The 17,354-nt window shown below is 40.6% G+C and carries 15 protein-coding genes; 7 read left to right on the top strand and 8 right to left on the bottom strand.

Annotated features, from left to right (window positions below):
• Positions 1-230: 230 nt before the first annotated feature.
• Positions 231-1,247 (top strand): aldo/keto reductase, encoded by a 1,017-nt coding sequence (locus tag OGM63_RS07295; RefSeq protein ID WP_263744841.1) that lies wholly within the window; start codon positions 231-233, stop codon positions 1,245-1,247.
• Here OGM63_RS07295 and OGM63_RS07290 read toward each other — a convergent pair.
• From OGM63_RS07290 to OGM63_RS07270, 5 genes are all read right to left on the bottom strand, one after another.
• Positions 1,240-2,109: a formyltransferase family protein gene (locus tag OGM63_RS07290; RefSeq protein WP_263744840.1), complete on the bottom strand. Its 870-nt coding sequence runs from the start codon at positions 2,107-2,109 to the stop codon at positions 1,240-1,242. The genes OGM63_RS07295 and OGM63_RS07290 overlap by 8 nt on opposite strands.
• 59 nt (positions 2,110-2,168) lie before the next feature.
• Positions 2,169-2,921, bottom strand: a complete 753-nt coding sequence (locus tag OGM63_RS07285) for a sterol desaturase family protein (protein ID WP_263744851.1) — start codon at positions 2,919-2,921, stop codon at positions 2,169-2,171.
• Between the two features lie 37 nt (positions 2,922-2,958).
• Positions 2,959-4,293, bottom strand: a complete 1,335-nt coding sequence (locus OGM63_RS07280; protein ID WP_263744839.1) for a cytochrome P450 — start codon at positions 4,291-4,293, stop codon at positions 2,959-2,961.
• A gap of 3 nt (positions 4,294-4,296) precedes the next feature.
• The gene (locus tag OGM63_RS07275) at positions 4,297-5,436 is read right to left on the bottom strand and encodes a glycine amidinotransferase (RefSeq protein WP_263744838.1); all 1,140 of its coding nucleotides are present in this window, start codon (positions 5,434-5,436) and stop codon (positions 4,297-4,299) included.
• Between the two features lie 577 nt (positions 5,437-6,013).
• A complete protein-coding gene (locus OGM63_RS07270; protein WP_263744837.1) occupies positions 6,014-6,316 on the bottom strand; it encodes a ferredoxin in 303 nt (100 codons plus the stop codon).
• Between the two features lie 403 nt (positions 6,317-6,719).
• On the opposite strand from OGM63_RS07270, the gene OGM63_RS07265 reads away from it, so the two are divergent.
• Both OGM63_RS07265 and map read left to right on the top strand, forming a co-directional pair.
• The gene (locus OGM63_RS07265; RefSeq protein WP_263744836.1) at positions 6,720-7,727 is read left to right on the top strand and encodes a Gfo/Idh/MocA family protein; all 1,008 of its coding nucleotides are present in this window, start codon (positions 6,720-6,722) and stop codon (positions 7,725-7,727) included.
• 197 nt (positions 7,728-7,924) lie between these two features.
• The gene (map, locus tag OGM63_RS07260; protein ID WP_263744834.1) at positions 7,925-8,698 is read left to right on the top strand and encodes a type I methionyl aminopeptidase; all 774 of its coding nucleotides are present in this window, start codon (positions 7,925-7,927) and stop codon (positions 8,696-8,698) included.
• Between the two features lie 114 nt (positions 8,699-8,812).
• On the opposite strand, the gene OGM63_RS07255 is transcribed toward map, so the two are convergent.
• A complete protein-coding gene (locus tag OGM63_RS07255; protein ID WP_263744833.1) occupies positions 8,813-9,712 on the bottom strand; it encodes a LysR family transcriptional regulator in 900 nt (299 codons plus the stop codon).
• 252 nt (positions 9,713-9,964) lie between these two features.
• On the opposite strand from OGM63_RS07255, the gene OGM63_RS07250 reads away from it, so the two are divergent.
• Together OGM63_RS07250 and OGM63_RS07245 are read left to right on the top strand one after the other, a co-directional pair.
• Positions 9,965-10,738 carry a class I SAM-dependent methyltransferase gene (locus OGM63_RS07250; RefSeq protein WP_263744832.1) on the top strand — a complete coding sequence of 258 codons (774 nt, stop codon included), beginning with the start codon at positions 9,965-9,967 and terminating at the stop codon, positions 10,736-10,738.
• 3 nt (positions 10,739-10,741) lie between these two features.
• Entirely contained in the window at positions 10,742-11,497 is a 756-nt protein-coding gene (locus tag OGM63_RS07245) for a sulfite exporter TauE/SafE family protein (protein WP_263744831.1), read from the top strand.
• A gap of 420 nt (positions 11,498-11,917) precedes the next feature.
• On the opposite strand, the gene OGM63_RS07240 is transcribed toward OGM63_RS07245, so the two are convergent.
• Positions 11,918-13,738, bottom strand: a complete 1,821-nt coding sequence (locus tag OGM63_RS07240; RefSeq protein ID WP_263744830.1) for an ABC transporter ATP-binding protein — start codon at positions 13,736-13,738, stop codon at positions 11,918-11,920.
• A gap of 444 nt (positions 13,739-14,182) precedes the next feature.
• Between OGM63_RS07240 and OGM63_RS07235 the strand changes: the two genes are divergently transcribed.
• Positions 14,183-15,418, top strand: coding sequence for an LL-diaminopimelate aminotransferase (locus OGM63_RS07235; RefSeq protein ID WP_263744829.1), 1,236 nt, complete (start codon positions 14,183-14,185; stop codon positions 15,416-15,418).
• A 293-nt stretch (positions 15,419-15,711) separates the two neighbouring features.
• Entirely contained in the window at positions 15,712-16,278 is a 567-nt protein-coding gene (locus tag OGM63_RS07230) for a Uma2 family endonuclease (protein WP_263744828.1), read from the top strand.
• 158 nt (positions 16,279-16,436) lie between these two features.
• Here OGM63_RS07230 and OGM63_RS07225 read toward each other — a convergent pair whose 3' ends face one another.
• Entirely contained in the window at positions 16,437-17,066 is a 630-nt protein-coding gene (locus OGM63_RS07225; protein WP_263744850.1) for a precorrin-8X methylmutase, read from the bottom strand.
• Positions 17,067-17,354: the final 288 nt, after the last annotated feature.

Raw genomic sequence — 17,354 nt, 5'->3', positions numbered from 1 at the left:
TCATCTAAAAGATGACTAAATACCCTCAAAAATCTTTAGTCTACTTCAGTAGACTTTAGCTATAAGAGAGGAACTTTCAGTTCCAGGCGGGTAAGGAAGCCAACATTTCAGCTATTTTTAGCTTAAGTTGACACCAATGAGCAATGCTAAACCCTTACGACAAATGTGCTTTTCAAATGATTCATATTTGGTATTTTCTGTCAATGCGTAAGTCCTGAATTATTAAAATTATGAATTTACCCTCATCGAGCCGACTACAGTTAACGCCAGACTTGAATATCTGCCGCATTTTAAACGGAATGTGGCAAGTATCTGGCAAGCATGGAGCAATTGACTCCACCAGCGCTATTCAGACTATGTTCGATTATATAGATGCTGGTTTCACAACTTGGGATTTGGCAGATATTTACGGTCCAGCAGAAGATTTTATCGGTCAGTTTCGGCATCAACTAACTACAATCCGAGGAAAAGAAGCGTTATCTAATATTCAAGCCTTCACCAAATGGGTGCCAAAACCCACTCCCATGACTAAGCAGTTTGTTGAGGACCAAATTAATATTTCCCGCCAAAGGATGGGAGTTGAAACTCTCGATTTATTGCAATTCCACTGCTGGAGATACCAGGATAACAATTATCTGGATGCCCTCAAATATTTGTCAGAACTTCAGGAAGAAGGCAAAATCAAGCACCTTGGCTTAACCAACTTTGATACCGAACACTTGCACGAAATTGTTGAGGCTGGAATTAATATCGTTTCCCACCAGGTGCAGTTTTCTATTCTCGATCGCCGTCCGGAAGTGAACATGATACCATTATGTTTGCAAAAGAATATCAAGCTATTCACCTATGGCACTCTCTGCGGTGGCTTTTTGTCAGAGAAGTTTTTGGGACAACCCGAACCTCAAACAGAACAGCTTTCTACCGCTAGCTTGAAGGAATACAAAATCATTCTTGATAAATGGGGTGGTTGGAATTTATTTCAAGAATTGCTGACTGTACTCTCTTCTATTGCCGTCAAACATGGAGTTAGCATTTCTAATATTGCAGTTCGCTATATCCTCGATAAACCTGCGGTAGCTGGGGTTATCGTTGGTGCGAGGTTAGGGATATCAGAGCATTTAAAGGATAATGCTAGGGTATTTAATTTGCAGCTAGATCGAGAAGATAGCGATCGAATCAATGCTGTGTTGGAGAAATCACATAACTTGTATGAGTTAATCGGTGATTGTGGCGATGAACTTAGATAGAAGAAGATTGTGTTTTTTCTCTACAAACATAGTTTTTCATTGATAAATATGCTGCTTCTGCTAGTTCGCGTTTTTCGGGAGTGAAATCTTTACTCAGAAAATTACGACTCGTTAATTGAGGGTTAGGTACAACTCCAGCAGGAACCATGTCCTGATCGCTAAGAATTTCTTTGGCAGTTTTAACGTAAACATTGTTTCCAGTTACATATAAATAAGCTTTTAATTCCCAGATAGAATTAAATTGAAACGGATCGATAATTTTTTCGGCTCTAATTATTGGTCCAGTATCTACGCCTTCATCAATGTAGTGTATAGTTACTCCAGCAGCTTCCCTAAACTTGTCAATGTCTTTGAGAATAGCAATATTTTCGAGAGGGTAAATTCCTCTTGCATAAGGCAAAACTGCTGGGTGGCAATTTATTATCTGCCTCTGGCTAATTTCTATCCACCAGGTCTTGAGAATTTGCTCTTGATAAGAAAAAAAATAAGGTTGGGAATTTTTACAGGTTTCTTTCAACCAGTTTTTAGCAGATTCTCCGTTGAGATTACGACCTAAAAAAATCGTTTGATGGTAGTCTGTAATCGAGTATTTAGGAATTCCAAATAGACGGATTGCAGATTCTACTATCTCATCAAAATCCGGATATAATGAAAGAAACTCCCTAGAAATTTCATCATTCAATTTGGATTCTGCATATTTGGCATGAAATTCCTTTCTTTGTTGAAGAATTTCATCTGATGGCTTATCTTCTCTAACTAATATCCCTTTGAAGTTTGGTAAACCATCAAAATTTTCAATCCACTTAGATGCTAAATAACAACATAAAATGTTTGTATCTATTACTAAGTAAAAATATTTCATTAGGATCGAACCCTTTTGTTATTTGGCTATAAATTAAGATTTTAGTTGAATCATACATACTAAATGCCCACAATCATCTTCACTGTTACTGGTTCCCCATCTAAACCAAATTGCTCCTGACTGTGGTCAATAATGTCTGGATCTACATAAGTTCCAAAGATGCGATCAAAGAACGTGAACATAGCACATAAGTTTTTACCATCTGGATAATAGTGATGTACAGCATGAAAGTTAGGTGTATTATAAACCCACTCCACTATCCTCATCCAAGAGTTCCGTTTTAGATTGAGATGTATCCAATTCAAATTAACCGTGTGATGCAGCATCACAAAAATCATAACTTCTGGCGGAATAGATAACAGTGGAAACCAAATAAATACGAATTTGAATAAAAACTGACTGGTAAAACTTGTTCTTTGTCCAGATAACCACCATAACGGAAGTGACTCAATCGAATGATGCCAGTGGTGGGTAAGCCAGAGAAATTGATAGCTGTGCATTGCCCTATGTATTACATAATAAGTAAGGTCTGATACAAGATAAGCAATTATTAGTCTGAGCCATAAGGGTAAGGATAATATCCATATGAAGATTAGTGACTCCTGAATCAAGGGTGAAGCTATTAGTTTAATGACTGGGGCAAAAAGATATATGAGAACAGTAGTAAAACCTATTGATATTACTGCTGATCCAAAATCCTTGAGAAATCTAGCTTTGTATTCGATTCGGCTTAAAGGGGTTTGGATTTCCCATATCCACAGAATAGCACCTGAAATAAAAATTATTGACCAGTTTATTACTAAATCTGTCATCATTTACCTCACTGTTAAGGAATTGTCAAACTTATATTTAACAATCTTGTTTCACCAACTGCAAACCAACCGGAGCTAAATTCGCATTCCGAGTTTGGAGTTTGACAGACTGGTTATCCGCTAATATTAATTGGTACTCAGACACAATAGTTGCCAAAATTAGCTTCATTAAATACAGAGCTAATTCGGCTCCTATGCAACTCCGAATCCCCCCACCAAACGGCATAAATTCATAGGCAGAAAACTGACGTTCAATAAAACGTTCTGGCTTAAACTCGTCAGGTGCTGGATATAAATATTCTTGCCGATGCAGTAGATAATTACTGATAGAAACTATATTTCCCGGTTGTAATTCGTAACCTGCTATTTCAGTGGATGTTTTAACGCCGCGAGGCAGAATAAACATTGTAATCGGATACATTCGTAGAGTTTCATTGCAAACAGCAGTCAAATAGGGAAGACGGTAAAGATTAATTGGATCGGAACAGTCTCCTAAGTTTTCTATTTCTTGAAGCAGTTTTTCCTGAATTTCTGGATTACGGTAAACGCAGTACCACGACCAACAAATTGCAGCAGTAGTCGATTCATTTCCTGTGGATAATAGTAATAACAAGTTATCCAGTATCTCTACATCAGTTAGAGGCTGTCCCTGTTCGTCGCGAAAGGACATCATTAGGGACAGCACATCTGTTTTATCTGGCTCTACACGAGTCCGACGCTCTGCTATTTCAGCATAAATTAGTTGTTCTATTTGCTGCCGTGTTTGGATAAATTTCTGCCCTAAGTTTCTGTTGCCTAAAATTTTGGGGAAAAACCTTAACAGGGGAAAGCCAGCGGTTTTAGCTGCGAACAAATTCAACAGAGAAACTATCAGATTTTTCAGATGTTGATAGCGCTCTTTTTGAGCAGAACCAAACAAAATTTCGATGAGAACTTGCAGTGTAATATCCTGTGCAACTTCCCAAGCCAAAAATGGTTGGTTGGTTGGTAACTGCTGCATCACTTGCTTGGTGATATCGCAAATTAATTTTCCGTAATCGCGTACCAGTTTTCCGTGTAGAGGAGGCATCAATATTTTACGCAAAATTTGGTGGCGATCGCCTTCGCTTGTCACTACTGAATTATTGCCAAATATTGCTGTTAATTCTCCAGGAAATGAGACAATTCCTAAATGTTTATCCCGATTTTCGATAATCTGTTGAGCAGCTTGGGGAGTATAAAACATCATCAGAGGACTTCCCCAATCTACTCCTTTTGCCCAAAAAGCTTCAGGATGACTTTCAAATGCTCTTTCCCAGTAGCCAGTAGGAGCGAGAATTAACTCAATTCTCTGCCACCATGCGGGAGTTTTCAAACTTTCAACTTGTTTCACAAATTAACCAAAGTAATCCTCTAATTTTCCTTCTCTGACTGTATCCAATGTAAAGCAATGGAACCCACCACCAAAAAGTCGCCGATGCCTGTGCCTGACTGGAATAGGTGTAAAACCATGCTTCTCTAAGGTTGTCATCAGTTCGGGAAACAAAGAGTTAACAATTACTTTTTCTTCATCCACCGATAAAATATTTAAGTCAATATATTTGGTGGTGAGAATCAACTCGTCATCTTCATATTGAGGAAAAATATTCTCCGTTGGTTCTGGAGGATAAATAATATCCCATTTTTGCAAGAATTCTGGCAGTTTATCTAGAAATTGGGGGTGACGCAACAACAATTTCCCTGGTCTTAAAGGCAGAACAATACTATCAATATGATTGTCGGTCAACTGAAAAATCTTGTGTAATCTGAATTTATCCCCCAAATGTCGCTCCAACCACTGAAATCCTAACCAATGATTTTCTGTCGCCACATTGACGATAATATCTTTGCCCAAACGGATACATTGGGCACCATCAATCATCATCTCATGTCCGACATCAAACTCTGAGGTATTTTGAGTGTAAATATTTTCCACGCAGGGGGTGCGATCGCTTGACACATAAGACATATCAAAAGAGCGATCGGTCATGATCGGTCTGGGCATAGTTGTCCATTTTGCCCCTTGATTAAAATAATGATAAAATATCGGCTTTAACAAATCGTTCTCGAAATACCTAGCTCTGATTTGAGGAGGCGTTTCAATAATTTCGTTACCAATGATTATCGCTTGGTCGCGCACATTTAAGGCGGGAATGCAAGTCGCCTCCCAATAAGGAGTCTTAAACTTAATGGGATGACTCAACGTCATAGGTTTGTGGACTTTTACCCCTAACCCTTCTAGAGTGGTGACCAATTCCTCTACATCCTCTGTTAACTCTTCGAGATATTTTTTCCCCAGCTTTCTGGTTGAAGAGGTTGCTGCGATCGCCGCGTTCGAGTCATTGGACTTCTCGTAATGGGGATACAAAAATGTAGCGTAAGCCACATCGTGAAAAAACAGCTTGAAAGATAGTTCCAAGTCTTGGGTATTGTAATTAATCGGCGAACCCACGATAACTTCTTTTAAGGGAGACCATTCGTCAAAGCTGTTTATCATTATTTAAATTCCTAAATTAGTAAACTTTGAAAATGAATAAGTGCGGGTTTTGTCCAATACAAAAGACAACTCAGTACCAAATTTTTCGCCACGATACTAATGTCCGGGGCGGAATACTATTGGAGCAGCGTATGTATATAGTTGCTGGCTCGAACTTTCTAGTTTGATAAATGCTTAATTGGAAGTATTTGGTATATGCCAACCTAATTCATAGCTTTTAATATCCCAGTATTTTTAGAAAAATGCAAGGACAGTTAAGACAGTTAACGGAACTTAAACAAAACAGACGGTAGGTAGGTTTTTATTACTGTTAATTAAACGGATATGATATCAGATGACGCATCATAAGCATAGCGGTCGATGTCTAAAGAATAATGCGAAAAGCTCACAAGCGAGCGTGTATACGCGACCCTCGTTGTGGGTCACGGCAGTGTCAATACAAATCTACATATGCAAAAAAAGCAGACACAATAGAGAAATTATTTTTCCTCATTTGTGCTGCTTCTTTTATTTACCTGTCTTTACTACGTGTGTGATTGCTTTTGTTTTTATCGTTGATTACTAAAGCCCCAAACTCTTAGTAAAGTTCTTCTTCTTTGTGGGTTTCGATTGTGCAGTCTCCAGTTGGGTAAGCGACACAAGTCAAGATATATCCACCTTGCATTTGGTCGTCGTCTAAGAAAGACTGGTCAGACTGGTCTGGAGCGGAACCCGATACCAACTTACCTGCACAGGTAGAACAAGCACCAGCGCGGCAAGAATAAGGCAGGTCAAGACCGGCTTCCTCAGCAGCGTCTAGAATATAGACATCATCATCAACGTCGATGGTTTGGTTAAGATTTTCACCTTCGTTGACCAGGGTCACTTTAAAAGTTGCCATTTTTTAATCCTCTCTTTTGCAGACCGTATAAGTTATCCTAAAGCAAACTGTCGGCTGAACTGACTACTTCAGCCGTTTATTCAAATTTGCTTCAATTCTGATACTACGAGAAAAACTAAACGATGTAACTGGAATTTGAACGCGATTAGTAATGAAATTTAGTTAGTTAATCCTGATAAGTTTTACTTATATAATTCTCTGTATATAGATGCTACCAGAAAGGACTATAATCTGGAAAAATCTGGAATTTATGGACAAATCACTCTCGTTTACGGAAATTGCCATTTGCGGATCGGCGTTGCTGAAAAATTTACAAGTTTACTAAAGCGTTATAAACGGCTGAAGCAATTAATTCAGTCCTATACAGAAAATCGATAAACAGAATTGGTGAGGATAATGTACGATGAGAGCGGCTTTTTTGGAAAAAGCAAGTTTGGGTGTGGGTTTGATTGGTACAGGGTATGTGGCAAAATTAAGGGCTGAAGCATTTGTTCATGATGAGCGATCGCATGTAGTTGCCATTGTCGGTAATACCCCAGAAAAAACAGCATCTCTAGCTTCAGACTACCAAGCAGAGGCAATGAGTTCTTGGCAACAGCTAATAGAGCGCGAAGATGTGGATTTGGTGGTAATTTGTAATGTAAATCGAGATCATGGAGCGATCGCCAAAAAAGCACTCCAAGCAGGCAAACACGTAATTGTCGAATATCCCCTGTCTTTAGACGTGGTACAAGCAGAAGAACTCGTTGCCTTAGCCAAAGCTGAAAATAAACTTCTCCATGTCGAACATATCGAACTTTTAGGCGGTTTGCATTTAGCTTTAAAGCAATACCTACCACAACTTGGTGGATTGTTTTATGTGCGCTACAGCACCATCAAGCCAGAACACCCCGCACCACGTAAATGGACTTTTAGCCACGAATTATTCGGTTTTCCCTTAATGGGTGCGTTATCTAGATTACATAGATTAACCGATTTGTTTGGTGAAGTTACTACAGTTAACTGCCATCAGCGATTTTGGGAAATAGACGAAGAATTTTACCAAACCTGTTTTTGCATTAGTCAACTATGCTTCAACAGCGGACTTTTAGCGCAAGTAGTTTATGGCAAAGGTGAAACGTTGTGGCAAGCAGAGCGCAAGTTTGAAGTTCATGGGGAAAAGGGTGGATTAATTTTTGAGGGCGATAAAGGAGTTTTAATAGAAAATGGGAAAACAACACCGATAGAGGTGGGTACAAAACGGGGTTTATTTGCCAAAGACACAAACATGGTCTTAGATCGTCTTTTTAATGGCACTCCTTTGTACGTTACTCCAGAGGCAAGCTTGTACAGTTTAAAGGTTGCTGATGCGGCAAGGCAAGCAGCCGAGACTGGTTTAACTATGTATATGGATCGTCTAGATAATGCTTGACACTCCTGTGACCAAATTTTCTTTGCTCATTTTTCACGACTCAGAAGTTTTGCGCGATTATATTAAGAGATTGCCAAGGCAGGATAAATCGTGCAACTAGCTTTCACCCCTGCTCTCTCAAAGAAAGGGTTTTCAGCTTTTTTTTGCTCGAAATCTCTCTTGCCTAGTCCAAGCGTCCCCAGTTAAATTAAATTTATATGAAAAGTGAAACCATCGTTCTTTTATCTCACAGAGAAATAGACAAAATGCGTCAAGCCGGACGTTTGGCAGCTGAATTATTACACCATCTTGAACCAATGGTCAAGCCGGGAGTTAGCACTTTGGAACTCAATGATGAAGCCGAACGTTGGACGCAAGCACATAAGGCAAAAAGCGCACCTTTGGGTTACAAAGGTTTTCCCAAGTCAATTTGCACCAGTGTAAATGAAGTAGTTTGTCACGGCATACCTAACGCCAAACAAATCCTCAAAGAAGGCGACATTATTAATATTGATGTTACACCACTGGTTGAAGGCTACCACGGCGATACATCGAAAACATTCTTTGTCGGTACCCCAGCACCAAAAGCGAAAAAGCTGGTTGAGGTGACACAAGAATGCCTTAGATTAGGTATTGCTGAGGTGAAGCCTGGAGCAAAAGTTGGCGATATTGGTGCGGCAATTCAAGAATACGCTGAAGCCCAAGGCTTTTCTGTAGTGCGAGACTTTGCCGGACATGGTGTGAGTAATATTTTCCACACTGCACCAGAAATTCTTCATTATGGCACGCGGGGCAGAGGCAAGCGTCTGAGAGCGGGGATGGTTTTTACTATCGAACCAATGATTAACGAAGGCAGTTGGGAAGTTGAGATTCTGAGCGATAAATGGACAGCTGTCACACGCGATCGCAAACTATCCGCTCAATTTGAGCATACCCTAGCTGTAACTGAAGACGGCGTAGAAATCCTCACCCTACGTGAAAGCGAAACCTAATCTTTCTAACCGTAGTGAGGACTTCAGTCCTCCTCCAGAACAAGGACTTCAGTCCTCCTCCAGAACAAGGACTTCAGTCCTCCTCCAGAACAAGGACTTCAGTCCTCCTCCGGACTAAGGACTGAAGTCCTGACTACAAACTGCAAGTCTTGCGATCTCCAAAAACTTCTGCACAGTGGCAGATGTATCGTTTTTTCGCCAAATTATCGCGATCGCTGTTTTCAGAGTCGCTTCTTTGACAGCTTTATATACTACCCCAGTTCGTTGCAAATTTTGCAGAGATTCTGGCACAATTGCAATACCCAAACCACCTGCGACTAAGCTGACAATCGTTTGCATTTGAATCGCTTCTTGTGTGACGTTGGGACTAAAACCCGCTTGTTGACAAAGACTGATAATTAAATCGTAGAGTCCAGGTGCTAACAAACGCGGAAATAAAATGAAAGGCTCATTTTGAAGCGATCGCAAACAAACATGACTATGATTTGCTAACAGATGTGTATCAGGTAATGCTATTATCAACGACTCTTGAAAAATTATTTCAAAGTTCAATGTGTCATCTTCTATAGGTGGACGCACAAACCCCACATCAATTCGACTTTCTCGCAACCATCGTAACTGTTCATTTGTCCTTAGTTCGTGCAACTCTAGCCTCACTTGCGGAACGCTACTACGAAATGCTCGTAATACACTGGGCAAAATATTATACGGTGCAGAGCTAACAAAGCCAACAACCAGTTGTCCCATTTCCCCCCGACTGGTTTGCCTTCCAACTTGAATTGCCTGTTCTAATTGCTTGAATATTTGCTGCACTTCATCTAAAAAAACTTGTCCAGCTTCGGTTAACAGCACTTTTCGTTTGGTGCGGTGAAATAGTTCAAAGCCTAATTCTGTCTCTAATTGACGGATTTGTTGACTTAAAGGTGGTTGGGCAATATGCAACCTTTGGGCTGCCCGTCCAAAGTGGAGCTCCTCCGCTAATGTCATAAAATACCGTAGATGCCGTAGTTCCATTGCACACCATCATTTATATCTTTTAAGTATTAATTAAAGCTAAAAAATATATTGGACATCATTAAAAATATTTTCTATCGTAATAATTAAGCTGTCATCAATCTAGTCTGCAAGGTAGAGGGCAAGCAATACACACTTTGTAATTTCATTCTTTGTGATGCAATACCGTTCAGTTAAGACTACCAAGTGCTACGTCTCTACATACATACCATTTTTTACCACCAATTCTGTTGATTTATAAGGGATCTTTTGATGATAGAAAATAATTGGAATGCTGCCCTTTACGAAGACAAACACGGATTTGTCTGGCAGTATGGTGAAGACTTGCTGCAACTATTAAACCCCAAGGAAGGAGAACACATTTTAGATTTAGGTTGCGGTACTGGGCAATTAACAGAAAAAATTGCGCTATCTGGTGCTACAGCAATGGGAATTGATAATGCACCAGCGATGATTCAAAAGGCAAAACAAAACTATCCGCATCTGAAATTTGATGTTGCTGATGGCAGAAACTTTCAAGTAGAACAGCCTTTCGATGCAGTTTTTTCTAACGCAGCGTTGCACTGGATTAAAGAACCAGATGCGGTAATTAATTGTGTTTATCAAGCGCTGAAACCGGGGGGACGTTTTGTCGCTGAGTTTGGTGGTAAGGGAAATGTGCAAGCAATTACCATAGCTTTGGAAAGTGCTTTACAAGAGATAGGAATTTGGCAACCTCAAGCACTGAATCCTTGGTATTATCCGAGTATTGGTGAGTATGCGACTCGCTTAGAAAAGCATGGATTTGATGTTAATTACGCTGTTTTATTTGCGCGTCCTACACCATTGGCAGACGCAGACCTAGGGATGGCGAATTGGATACAAATGTTTGCGATCGCATATTTGAAAACCCTTTCCAAACAACAACAAATACAAGTAATTACTCAAGTTGAACAAAGCTTAAAACCAAGACTTTATCAAGATAAAACTTGGATAGCAGATTACCGCAGAATTCGCATTGTTGCCTGGAAACTTTCGGCTTTTTAATTTGTGGAAATAATATTTTTGTGTACTGCGGCTTTACTAGCTGGAGTTATGAATGGTGTTGCTGGTGGAGGTGGTTTAATTGTCTTTCCGGCACTTGTATTAGTTGGAGTGGAACCCATTCATGCAAACGCGACAAGTACAGCCGCACTTTGGTTTGGAACAGTTGCAAGTTGCATTGCTTATCGTCGCGAACTCTCAACTCAACGCCAAGAATTATTTTTACTCAGCAGCACTAGCATTGTTGGGGGAATTTTTGGTTCATATTTATTGTTACATACATCTAGCGCTAATTTCACCGCTTTAATTCCATATTTGATGTTAGTTGCAACTGTATTATTTGCAGTCAATCGACCAGTGATGAAATGGCTGAAAGGTAGTGAAAGAACGAGCGCAAATATTCGCTTGCCAATAATTGTTCTCATGCTGTTGCAACTGGTTATAGCAACTTATGGGGGTTATTTTGGAGGTGGTGCTGGCATCTTAATGCTAGCGGTCTTAAATATCATGGGTATTGAAAATATCCATAAAATGAATGCTTTTAAAAGTTGGTTAGCGACTTGTATAAATGCTGTGGCAATCGCTTACTTTATTTTCGCTCAAAAGATTGTTTGGGTTGAGGCGATTATGATGGCAGTTGCGGCTATAATTGGCGGTTATACTAGTGCTGATATTGCCCGCAAACTTCCTCAAGTTTTAGTCCAATATTTTATTACTGGTGTAGGTTTCTGTATGACTGTGTACTTTTTTATGAATAAATAAAACTATGGCGATAACAATAAGCTAATCCCTCACACTTGAGGATTAGTCTAATCTGCTAAAGCCTGAAATAACATTCCCCTAACGCCATCAATTTCGGCGTTTATCCGGCTGATATCTGGCAATTGTATCACCGAACCAAAGCGATTCATTGCCTGGATAAACATTGCATACGCTCTCACCAAAATAGTACGGTGCGGTTCAAATTTGATGTCCTGAGCAACTTGCTCAATTATGTGCCTAATTTCGGCTCGGAACCTGAAGTTGAGCTTTTGAACTCGAAATTTTCTGCTTTTGCTTTACAGCAGTTTTTCGCGAATTAAAGCACCTCGAAACCTCCCTTCCATTCCTTTGCTCTTTTTGGAGAGAGGCTTTGAACTGCTACATCTCACCCATCTCAAGAACTCTCACCAAATGGGACACCTACTGATACCCCGCTGCTTGCAATAAAAATAATGAAGCATAGCGTCCCTCAGCTTGCAATAACTCTTCGTGAGTTCCTTGTTCGATCACTTCCCCATTTTCAATGACCACGATTTTATCAGCCATCCGCACTGTGGAAAAGCGGTGAGAAATCAACAATACCATCTGATTTTTGGTTAAAGCGCGAAAATGATTGAAAATATCAAACTCAGCTTGAGCATCCATTGCTGATGTCGGTTCATCTAAAACCAAAATATCTGCACTATCTCGCATAAAAGCACGAGAAAGTGCAATTTTTTGCCACTGTCCCCCAGAAAGTTCTTGTCCACTCCGGAACCATTTACCAAGTTGAGTTGTAAAACCTGCGGGTAACTTCAGGACGAAAGCTAGTGCCATGCCTTTTTCGGCAGCAATTTGCCAAAGTTCTCTATCTTCTAATCGTTCCACATCACCGACACCGATATTTTCGCCGACGGTGAATTGATAGCGAACAAAGTTCTGGAAAATTACACCAATACGGCGCCGCAACACATCAACATCCCATTCTTGCAAGTCTAAGCCATCAAGTAAGATGCGTCCGGAGTCTGGGTAATAAAGCCGAGTCAGCAGTTTAATTAAAGTCGTCTTCCCAGAACCATTTTCACCAACGATCGCTAGTTTTTCACCTGGACGCAAATGTAGAGATATATTTCTTAACGCCGGTTGCGAATTTCTTGGATAGGTAAATGTCACATTCTCAAAACGAATACCATCTCTGGGTTTGACACCTCTGCTCGCTTTACCTTTTGGTGTTGGTACTTCTTCTTCCAGAAAATCGTACAGGTTCGAGAGATACAAGTTATCTTCATACATGCCGCCGATGGAAGTCAATGCCCCAGAAAAAGTACTTTGTCCTTGGCGAAAGACGGTAAGATACATCGTCATATCTCCCAGAGAAATTTTAGCTGCTACCGTTTCCAACACAATCCAAGCATAGGCGATGTAAAAACCAGCAGTAGATAGTAAACTTAATAGATATCCCCACAAGCCCCGACGCAAAGTTAAATTGCGATCTTCCCCATAAAGCCGATTAAATAGGTCGTGATAACGTCCTAACAGCATATCCCCCAATTGATAAAGTTTGACTTCCTTGGCAAAATCTTCTCTGGTCAGGAGCGTTTCTAAATAATGCTGTTCGCGGGTTTCTGGTGCCCGCCAACTAAACAGGCGGAAAGCTTGAGCCGCAAACTTCGTTTCCACAAAGAATGCAGGCATCCCGGCTAAAATTAGGACTATTAATGCCCAAGCAGAAAACTTGACTAGCAAAGCTGCGTATGTTATCAGTGAAAGGGCACTTTGCACCAACCCGAATGTGCGCGTTACCAAAGAAAGGGGACGAGTCGAAGCTTCCCGTCGGGCATTGGTCAATTTGTCGTAAAATTCCGAGTCCTCAAACTGGGTGAGATCCAAAGTGAGGGACTTTTTCAAGATCAGAACATTCACCCGTTGACCGAGTAACACGCGCAATAAAGATTGACAGACCGTAAGTCCTCTTTGAGTGGCAGCTAAGAAAGCAACAGCGATCGCTTCTAAGCCCACATACATCAGCGGATGATAGCTATTGACAAAATCACTACCATATGTATGTGATTGAGCGGCAAAAATGACCGCATCGACAATTAACTTACCGATGTAGGCGATCGCAGCTGGCAAAAGACCAGCCACTAAAGTTAAAGTGGCAAGAATAATAGTTAGAAAGCGACTAGTAGTCCACACCAAGTTGACAGCACGTCCACTGTAGCGGAATACAGCCAGTGATTGACGCAGAGCGTTTCGTTTCACTTCTTCTACCAAAGTTTGTTCCCGAAATAGTAACTTAACAGATGAAGGCAGAAATATGCGATGCCTTCTCTACCAGACGCTCCTTCACCTTCGTCGGTGAGCTTTGCGCTTCGCACCAATCGAATTGAACATCAAGATTAGACAACCTATTTGAAAAAGAATTATTGTGACGTTAAATTTAACGTCTATACAAGGGTTTGGGCAACGCATAGTTCATTTCTGGAGATGTCTATTGTGACAAGAAATTACACGAACAGCTGACAAGCTTTTCGTGTATGTGCGACCTGAGTAGAAGCGAACGGCAGTTTTAACTGCCTTCAATATTTAACCGTGGTGTGGATCTTCAATATACTTTCTAAGGAATAATGTTGCACAATATTGAGGTTCCACTAACGTCACGCACTCCCTGGCTGATGTTGTATACCGTGTTTGTCGCAATCTACTATGGCAAAAATTAACAACAATTACCTTAAGCTCAAAGCAGGCTATTTGTTTCCAGAAATTGCTCGACGAGTCAATGCTTTCGCTCTGGCAAACAGTGATGCAAATATCATTCGCTTAGGTATTGGTGATGTCACCGAACCTTTACCTGAAGCTTGTCGCACAGCTATGATTAAAGCTGTCGAAGAAATGGGCGATCGCTCTACGTTCAAAGGCTATGGTCCAGAACAAGGTTACGCTTGGTTGCGAGAGAAAATTGCTTTACATGACTTTGAATCTCGCGGATGTGAGGTTGATGCATCGGAAATTTTCATTTCTGACGGTTCTAAATGCGACACGGGGAATATTCTTGATATCTTTGGCAATGATAATGCGATCGCTGTCACCGATCCTGTTTATCCGGTGTATGTAGATACCAATGTCATGGCTGGACATACGGGAGCGGCTAATGATAAAGGTGAATTTGAAGGCTTTGTGTATTTGCCAATTACGGCTGAAAATAACTTTACTGCCGAAATTCCTGACAAGAAAATCGATTTAATTTATCTGTGTTTCCCTAATAACCCCACTGGTGCAACTGCGACCAAAGAACATCTCAAGGCTTGGGTGGATTATGCTAAGTCTAATAACTCGATCATCTTCTTTGATGCAGCTTACGAAGCGTTTATCACCGATTCTCAGATTCCGCACTCGATTTATGAAATCGAAGGGGCAAGAGATTGTGCGATCGAGTTTCGCTCTTTCTCCAAAAATGCGGGCTTTACTGGTACTCGTTGTGCCTTAACAGTTGTGCCGAAGACACTCAAAGGCAAAGCTGCTGATGGTTCTGATGTGGAACTGTGGAAACTGTGGAATCGTCGTCAATCTACCAAGTTTAATGGAGTGTCTTACATTGTCCAACGCGGAGCCGAGGCAGTTTACTCTGAGGAAGGTATAGCACAAACTAAGGCACTTGTCAACTTTTATATGGATAACGCGAAAATAATTCGCGAGCAACTAACAGCAGCCGGGTTGCAGGTATATGGTGGCGTAAATGCACCTTACGTCTGGGTGAAAACACCTAATAATTTGTCGAGTTGGGATTTCTTTGATAAATTGTTGCAAACTGTAAACGTTGTGGGAACACCCGGTTCTGGTTTTGGTGCTGCGGGTGAAGGTTATTTTCGGATTTCGGCATTTAATAGCCGGGAAAACGTGGAAGAAGCGATGAAACGGATTACCGAAAAATTTAAAATGTAATAATCGGGGTGGGCGATCGCGAATTGAGCGTCTAATTAGTTCTCCGTCGCTACCGCTAGCAGTAAAAGCGACGGAGAATGTCAATATGCATCATATAATAGCTAAGTTTTCAGTTCCTGCTCAGGACTTACGCACTCTCTACGAATTCTTAGCGTTCTTGGCGTTTTGGCGGTTCGATAAATTAAGCTTTTTGACGATTTTTGCGTAAGTCCTACTGCTAAATCAACACCTTTTAACATTTGGACTAGAGATCGCAAAATTATTGGCAGGGTTTTAAGGAGTAATTGCTGATTATGCTATCAACTCAGGTATCTTCAAACCTTTCGCTAGAAGAGTTTCTGAAATTGTCAGAAACAAAACCGGCTAGTGAATATATCGATGGACGTATCTACCAAAAGCCAATGGCACAGGGAAAACATAGTACAATTCAAATTTGTTTAGCTACTGCTATTAATCAGATTGCAATCAATCAAAAAATAGCCTATGCATTTCCAGAATTACGCTGTACATTTGCGGGACGCTCTTTAGTTCCAGATATTGCTGTGTTTGAATGGCAAAGAATTCCTCTTGATGCCAAAGGCAGAGTAGCTAATAAATTTGAAATTTATCCAGATTGGATAATTGAAATTCTTTCTCCCGAACAATCTCCAAACCGAGTTATCCGTAAAATTACATTTTCTATCCAAAATGGTACAAAGCTAGGTTGGTTTCTTGACCCCGAAGATGAATCTGTAATGGTTTTTCAACCAAACCAACTACCAGAAATTAAAGAAGGACAAGATATTTTACCAGTTCTCAGTGTACTGGGAGACTGGCAATTATCTGTTGCAGATGTATTCGCTTGGTTAAGTTTTACATAAAAAATTGTTAAGAATAATTGCAGATGGTTGGCGGTTGGAATCTGTATTAAAATTCAAAAGATATCTCCAGAAATTAATTATGCGTTTCCCGAACCTCAAGAGACGTAGCACTTGGTAGTCTCTACGTTTTTTCTGGAGATGTAAATAAGGTTAATTTTTTAATTTACCTTATTTGCATCTTGCCCGTAAGCCTGCCAAGCTAAATCTATCAGACCGTCGGCGATCGCAGCTGCAATCACAGCATTACCTTTGCGACTGTCAATTGTAATATTAGGTACGAGAGAATCTAACAAACGTTCTTTAGCAGCATCCACATTTACAAATCCGGCTGGGGTGGCAATGATTAAAGCTGGTCGAATTTCTTCCGCTTCAATTAAATCAACTAGTGCTGTGAGAGCGGTTTGCGCTTGACCGACAATATAAATGCCTTCTGGGTAACGTTTGGCTAAAGTTTCAATTCCCCAGGCAACATGAGTTTTGTCTTTTTGGGGACGTGTTAGCGCTTCCATGCTGCAATACACCGGATTGGCAAAAGTATTTTGAATGTGTTGTGCAATACCCACTTGTACCATTGGCACATCTACAACAATCGTGGTACGCGCTGCTAATGCTGCTGCTCCCGCTTGCAAAGCACGCTCAGAAAAGCGAATCAAAGACTTATACTCAAAGTCAGCTGTCGCATAAATTACCCGTCGGACAATTTCATACTCTGCGGGTGAAAAGACATGTTCGGCAATTTCACTATCAATAATTGCCAAACTTTGAGCATCAGTTATGTGCCATTCCATCGGTATCAGCTTCTCTAGAGCTTTCAGCTTACAGCTTATCAGCAATAGAGAGTCAGGAGTTAAAAGTCAAGAGTCAAAAGTCAGTCACACAGTCAGGATTAAAAACTCATAACTCCTACAGACGCTCTTTGTATCGCGTCTCTACAACTCATAACTCATCACTTAGCTTGTACAGCAAGAAGCCCCACACCATACACGGAGTGTTGGTGATGGGATGAATTGCGAGTCAAAAACGAAACACCCTTGAAGATGTATTTCCGATAAATCGGAAACAGTCTTCAAGGGTAG

The organism is Plectonema radiosum NIES-515, from assembly GCF_025753815.1.
Lineage (GTDB): Bacteria > Cyanobacteriota > Cyanobacteriia > Cyanobacteriales > Nostocaceae > Hassallia > Hassallia radiosum_A.
Note: the sequence above shows the minus strand (reverse complement) of the source record. Positions and strands in the feature narration are given on the sequence as shown.

Bases quoted from the DNA above. Each gene is read 5' to 3' on its own strand.
- OGM63_RS07230 (WP_263744828.1), top strand. From the start codon at position 15,712: ATGCTATCAACTCAGGTATCTTCAAACCTTTCGCTAGAAGAGTTTCTG.
- OGM63_RS07270 (WP_263744837.1), bottom strand. From the start codon at position 6,316: ATGGCAACTTTTAAAGTGACCCTGGTCAACGAAGGTGAAAATCTTAAC.
- OGM63_RS07265 (WP_263744836.1), top strand. From the start codon at position 6,720: ATGAGAGCGGCTTTTTTGGAAAAAGCAAGTTTGGGTGTGGGTTTGATT.
- OGM63_RS07290 (WP_263744840.1), bottom strand. From the start codon at position 2,109: ATGAAATATTTTTACTTAGTAATAGATACAAACATTTTATGTTGTTAT.
- OGM63_RS07235 (WP_263744829.1), top strand. From the start codon at position 14,183: ATGGCAAAAATTAACAACAATTACCTTAAGCTCAAAGCAGGCTATTTG.
- OGM63_RS07295 (WP_263744841.1), top strand. From the start codon at position 231: ATGAATTTACCCTCATCGAGCCGACTACAGTTAACGCCAGACTTGAAT.
- OGM63_RS07275 (WP_263744838.1), bottom strand. From the start codon at position 5,436: ATGATAAACAGCTTTGACGAATGGTCTCCCTTAAAAGAAGTTATCGTG.
- OGM63_RS07285 (WP_263744851.1), bottom strand. From the start codon at position 2,921: ATGACAGATTTAGTAATAAACTGGTCAATAATTTTTATTTCAGGTGCT.
- OGM63_RS07225 (WP_263744850.1), bottom strand. From the start codon at position 17,066: ATGGAATGGCACATAACTGATGCTCAAAGTTTGGCAATTATTGATAGT.
- map (WP_263744834.1), top strand. From the start codon at position 7,925: ATGAAAAGTGAAACCATCGTTCTTTTATCTCACAGAGAAATAGACAAA.
- OGM63_RS07255 (WP_263744833.1), bottom strand. From the start codon at position 9,712: ATGGAACTACGGCATCTACGGTATTTTATGACATTAGCGGAGGAGCTC.
- OGM63_RS07250 (WP_263744832.1), top strand. From the start codon at position 9,965: ATGATAGAAAATAATTGGAATGCTGCCCTTTACGAAGACAAACACGGA.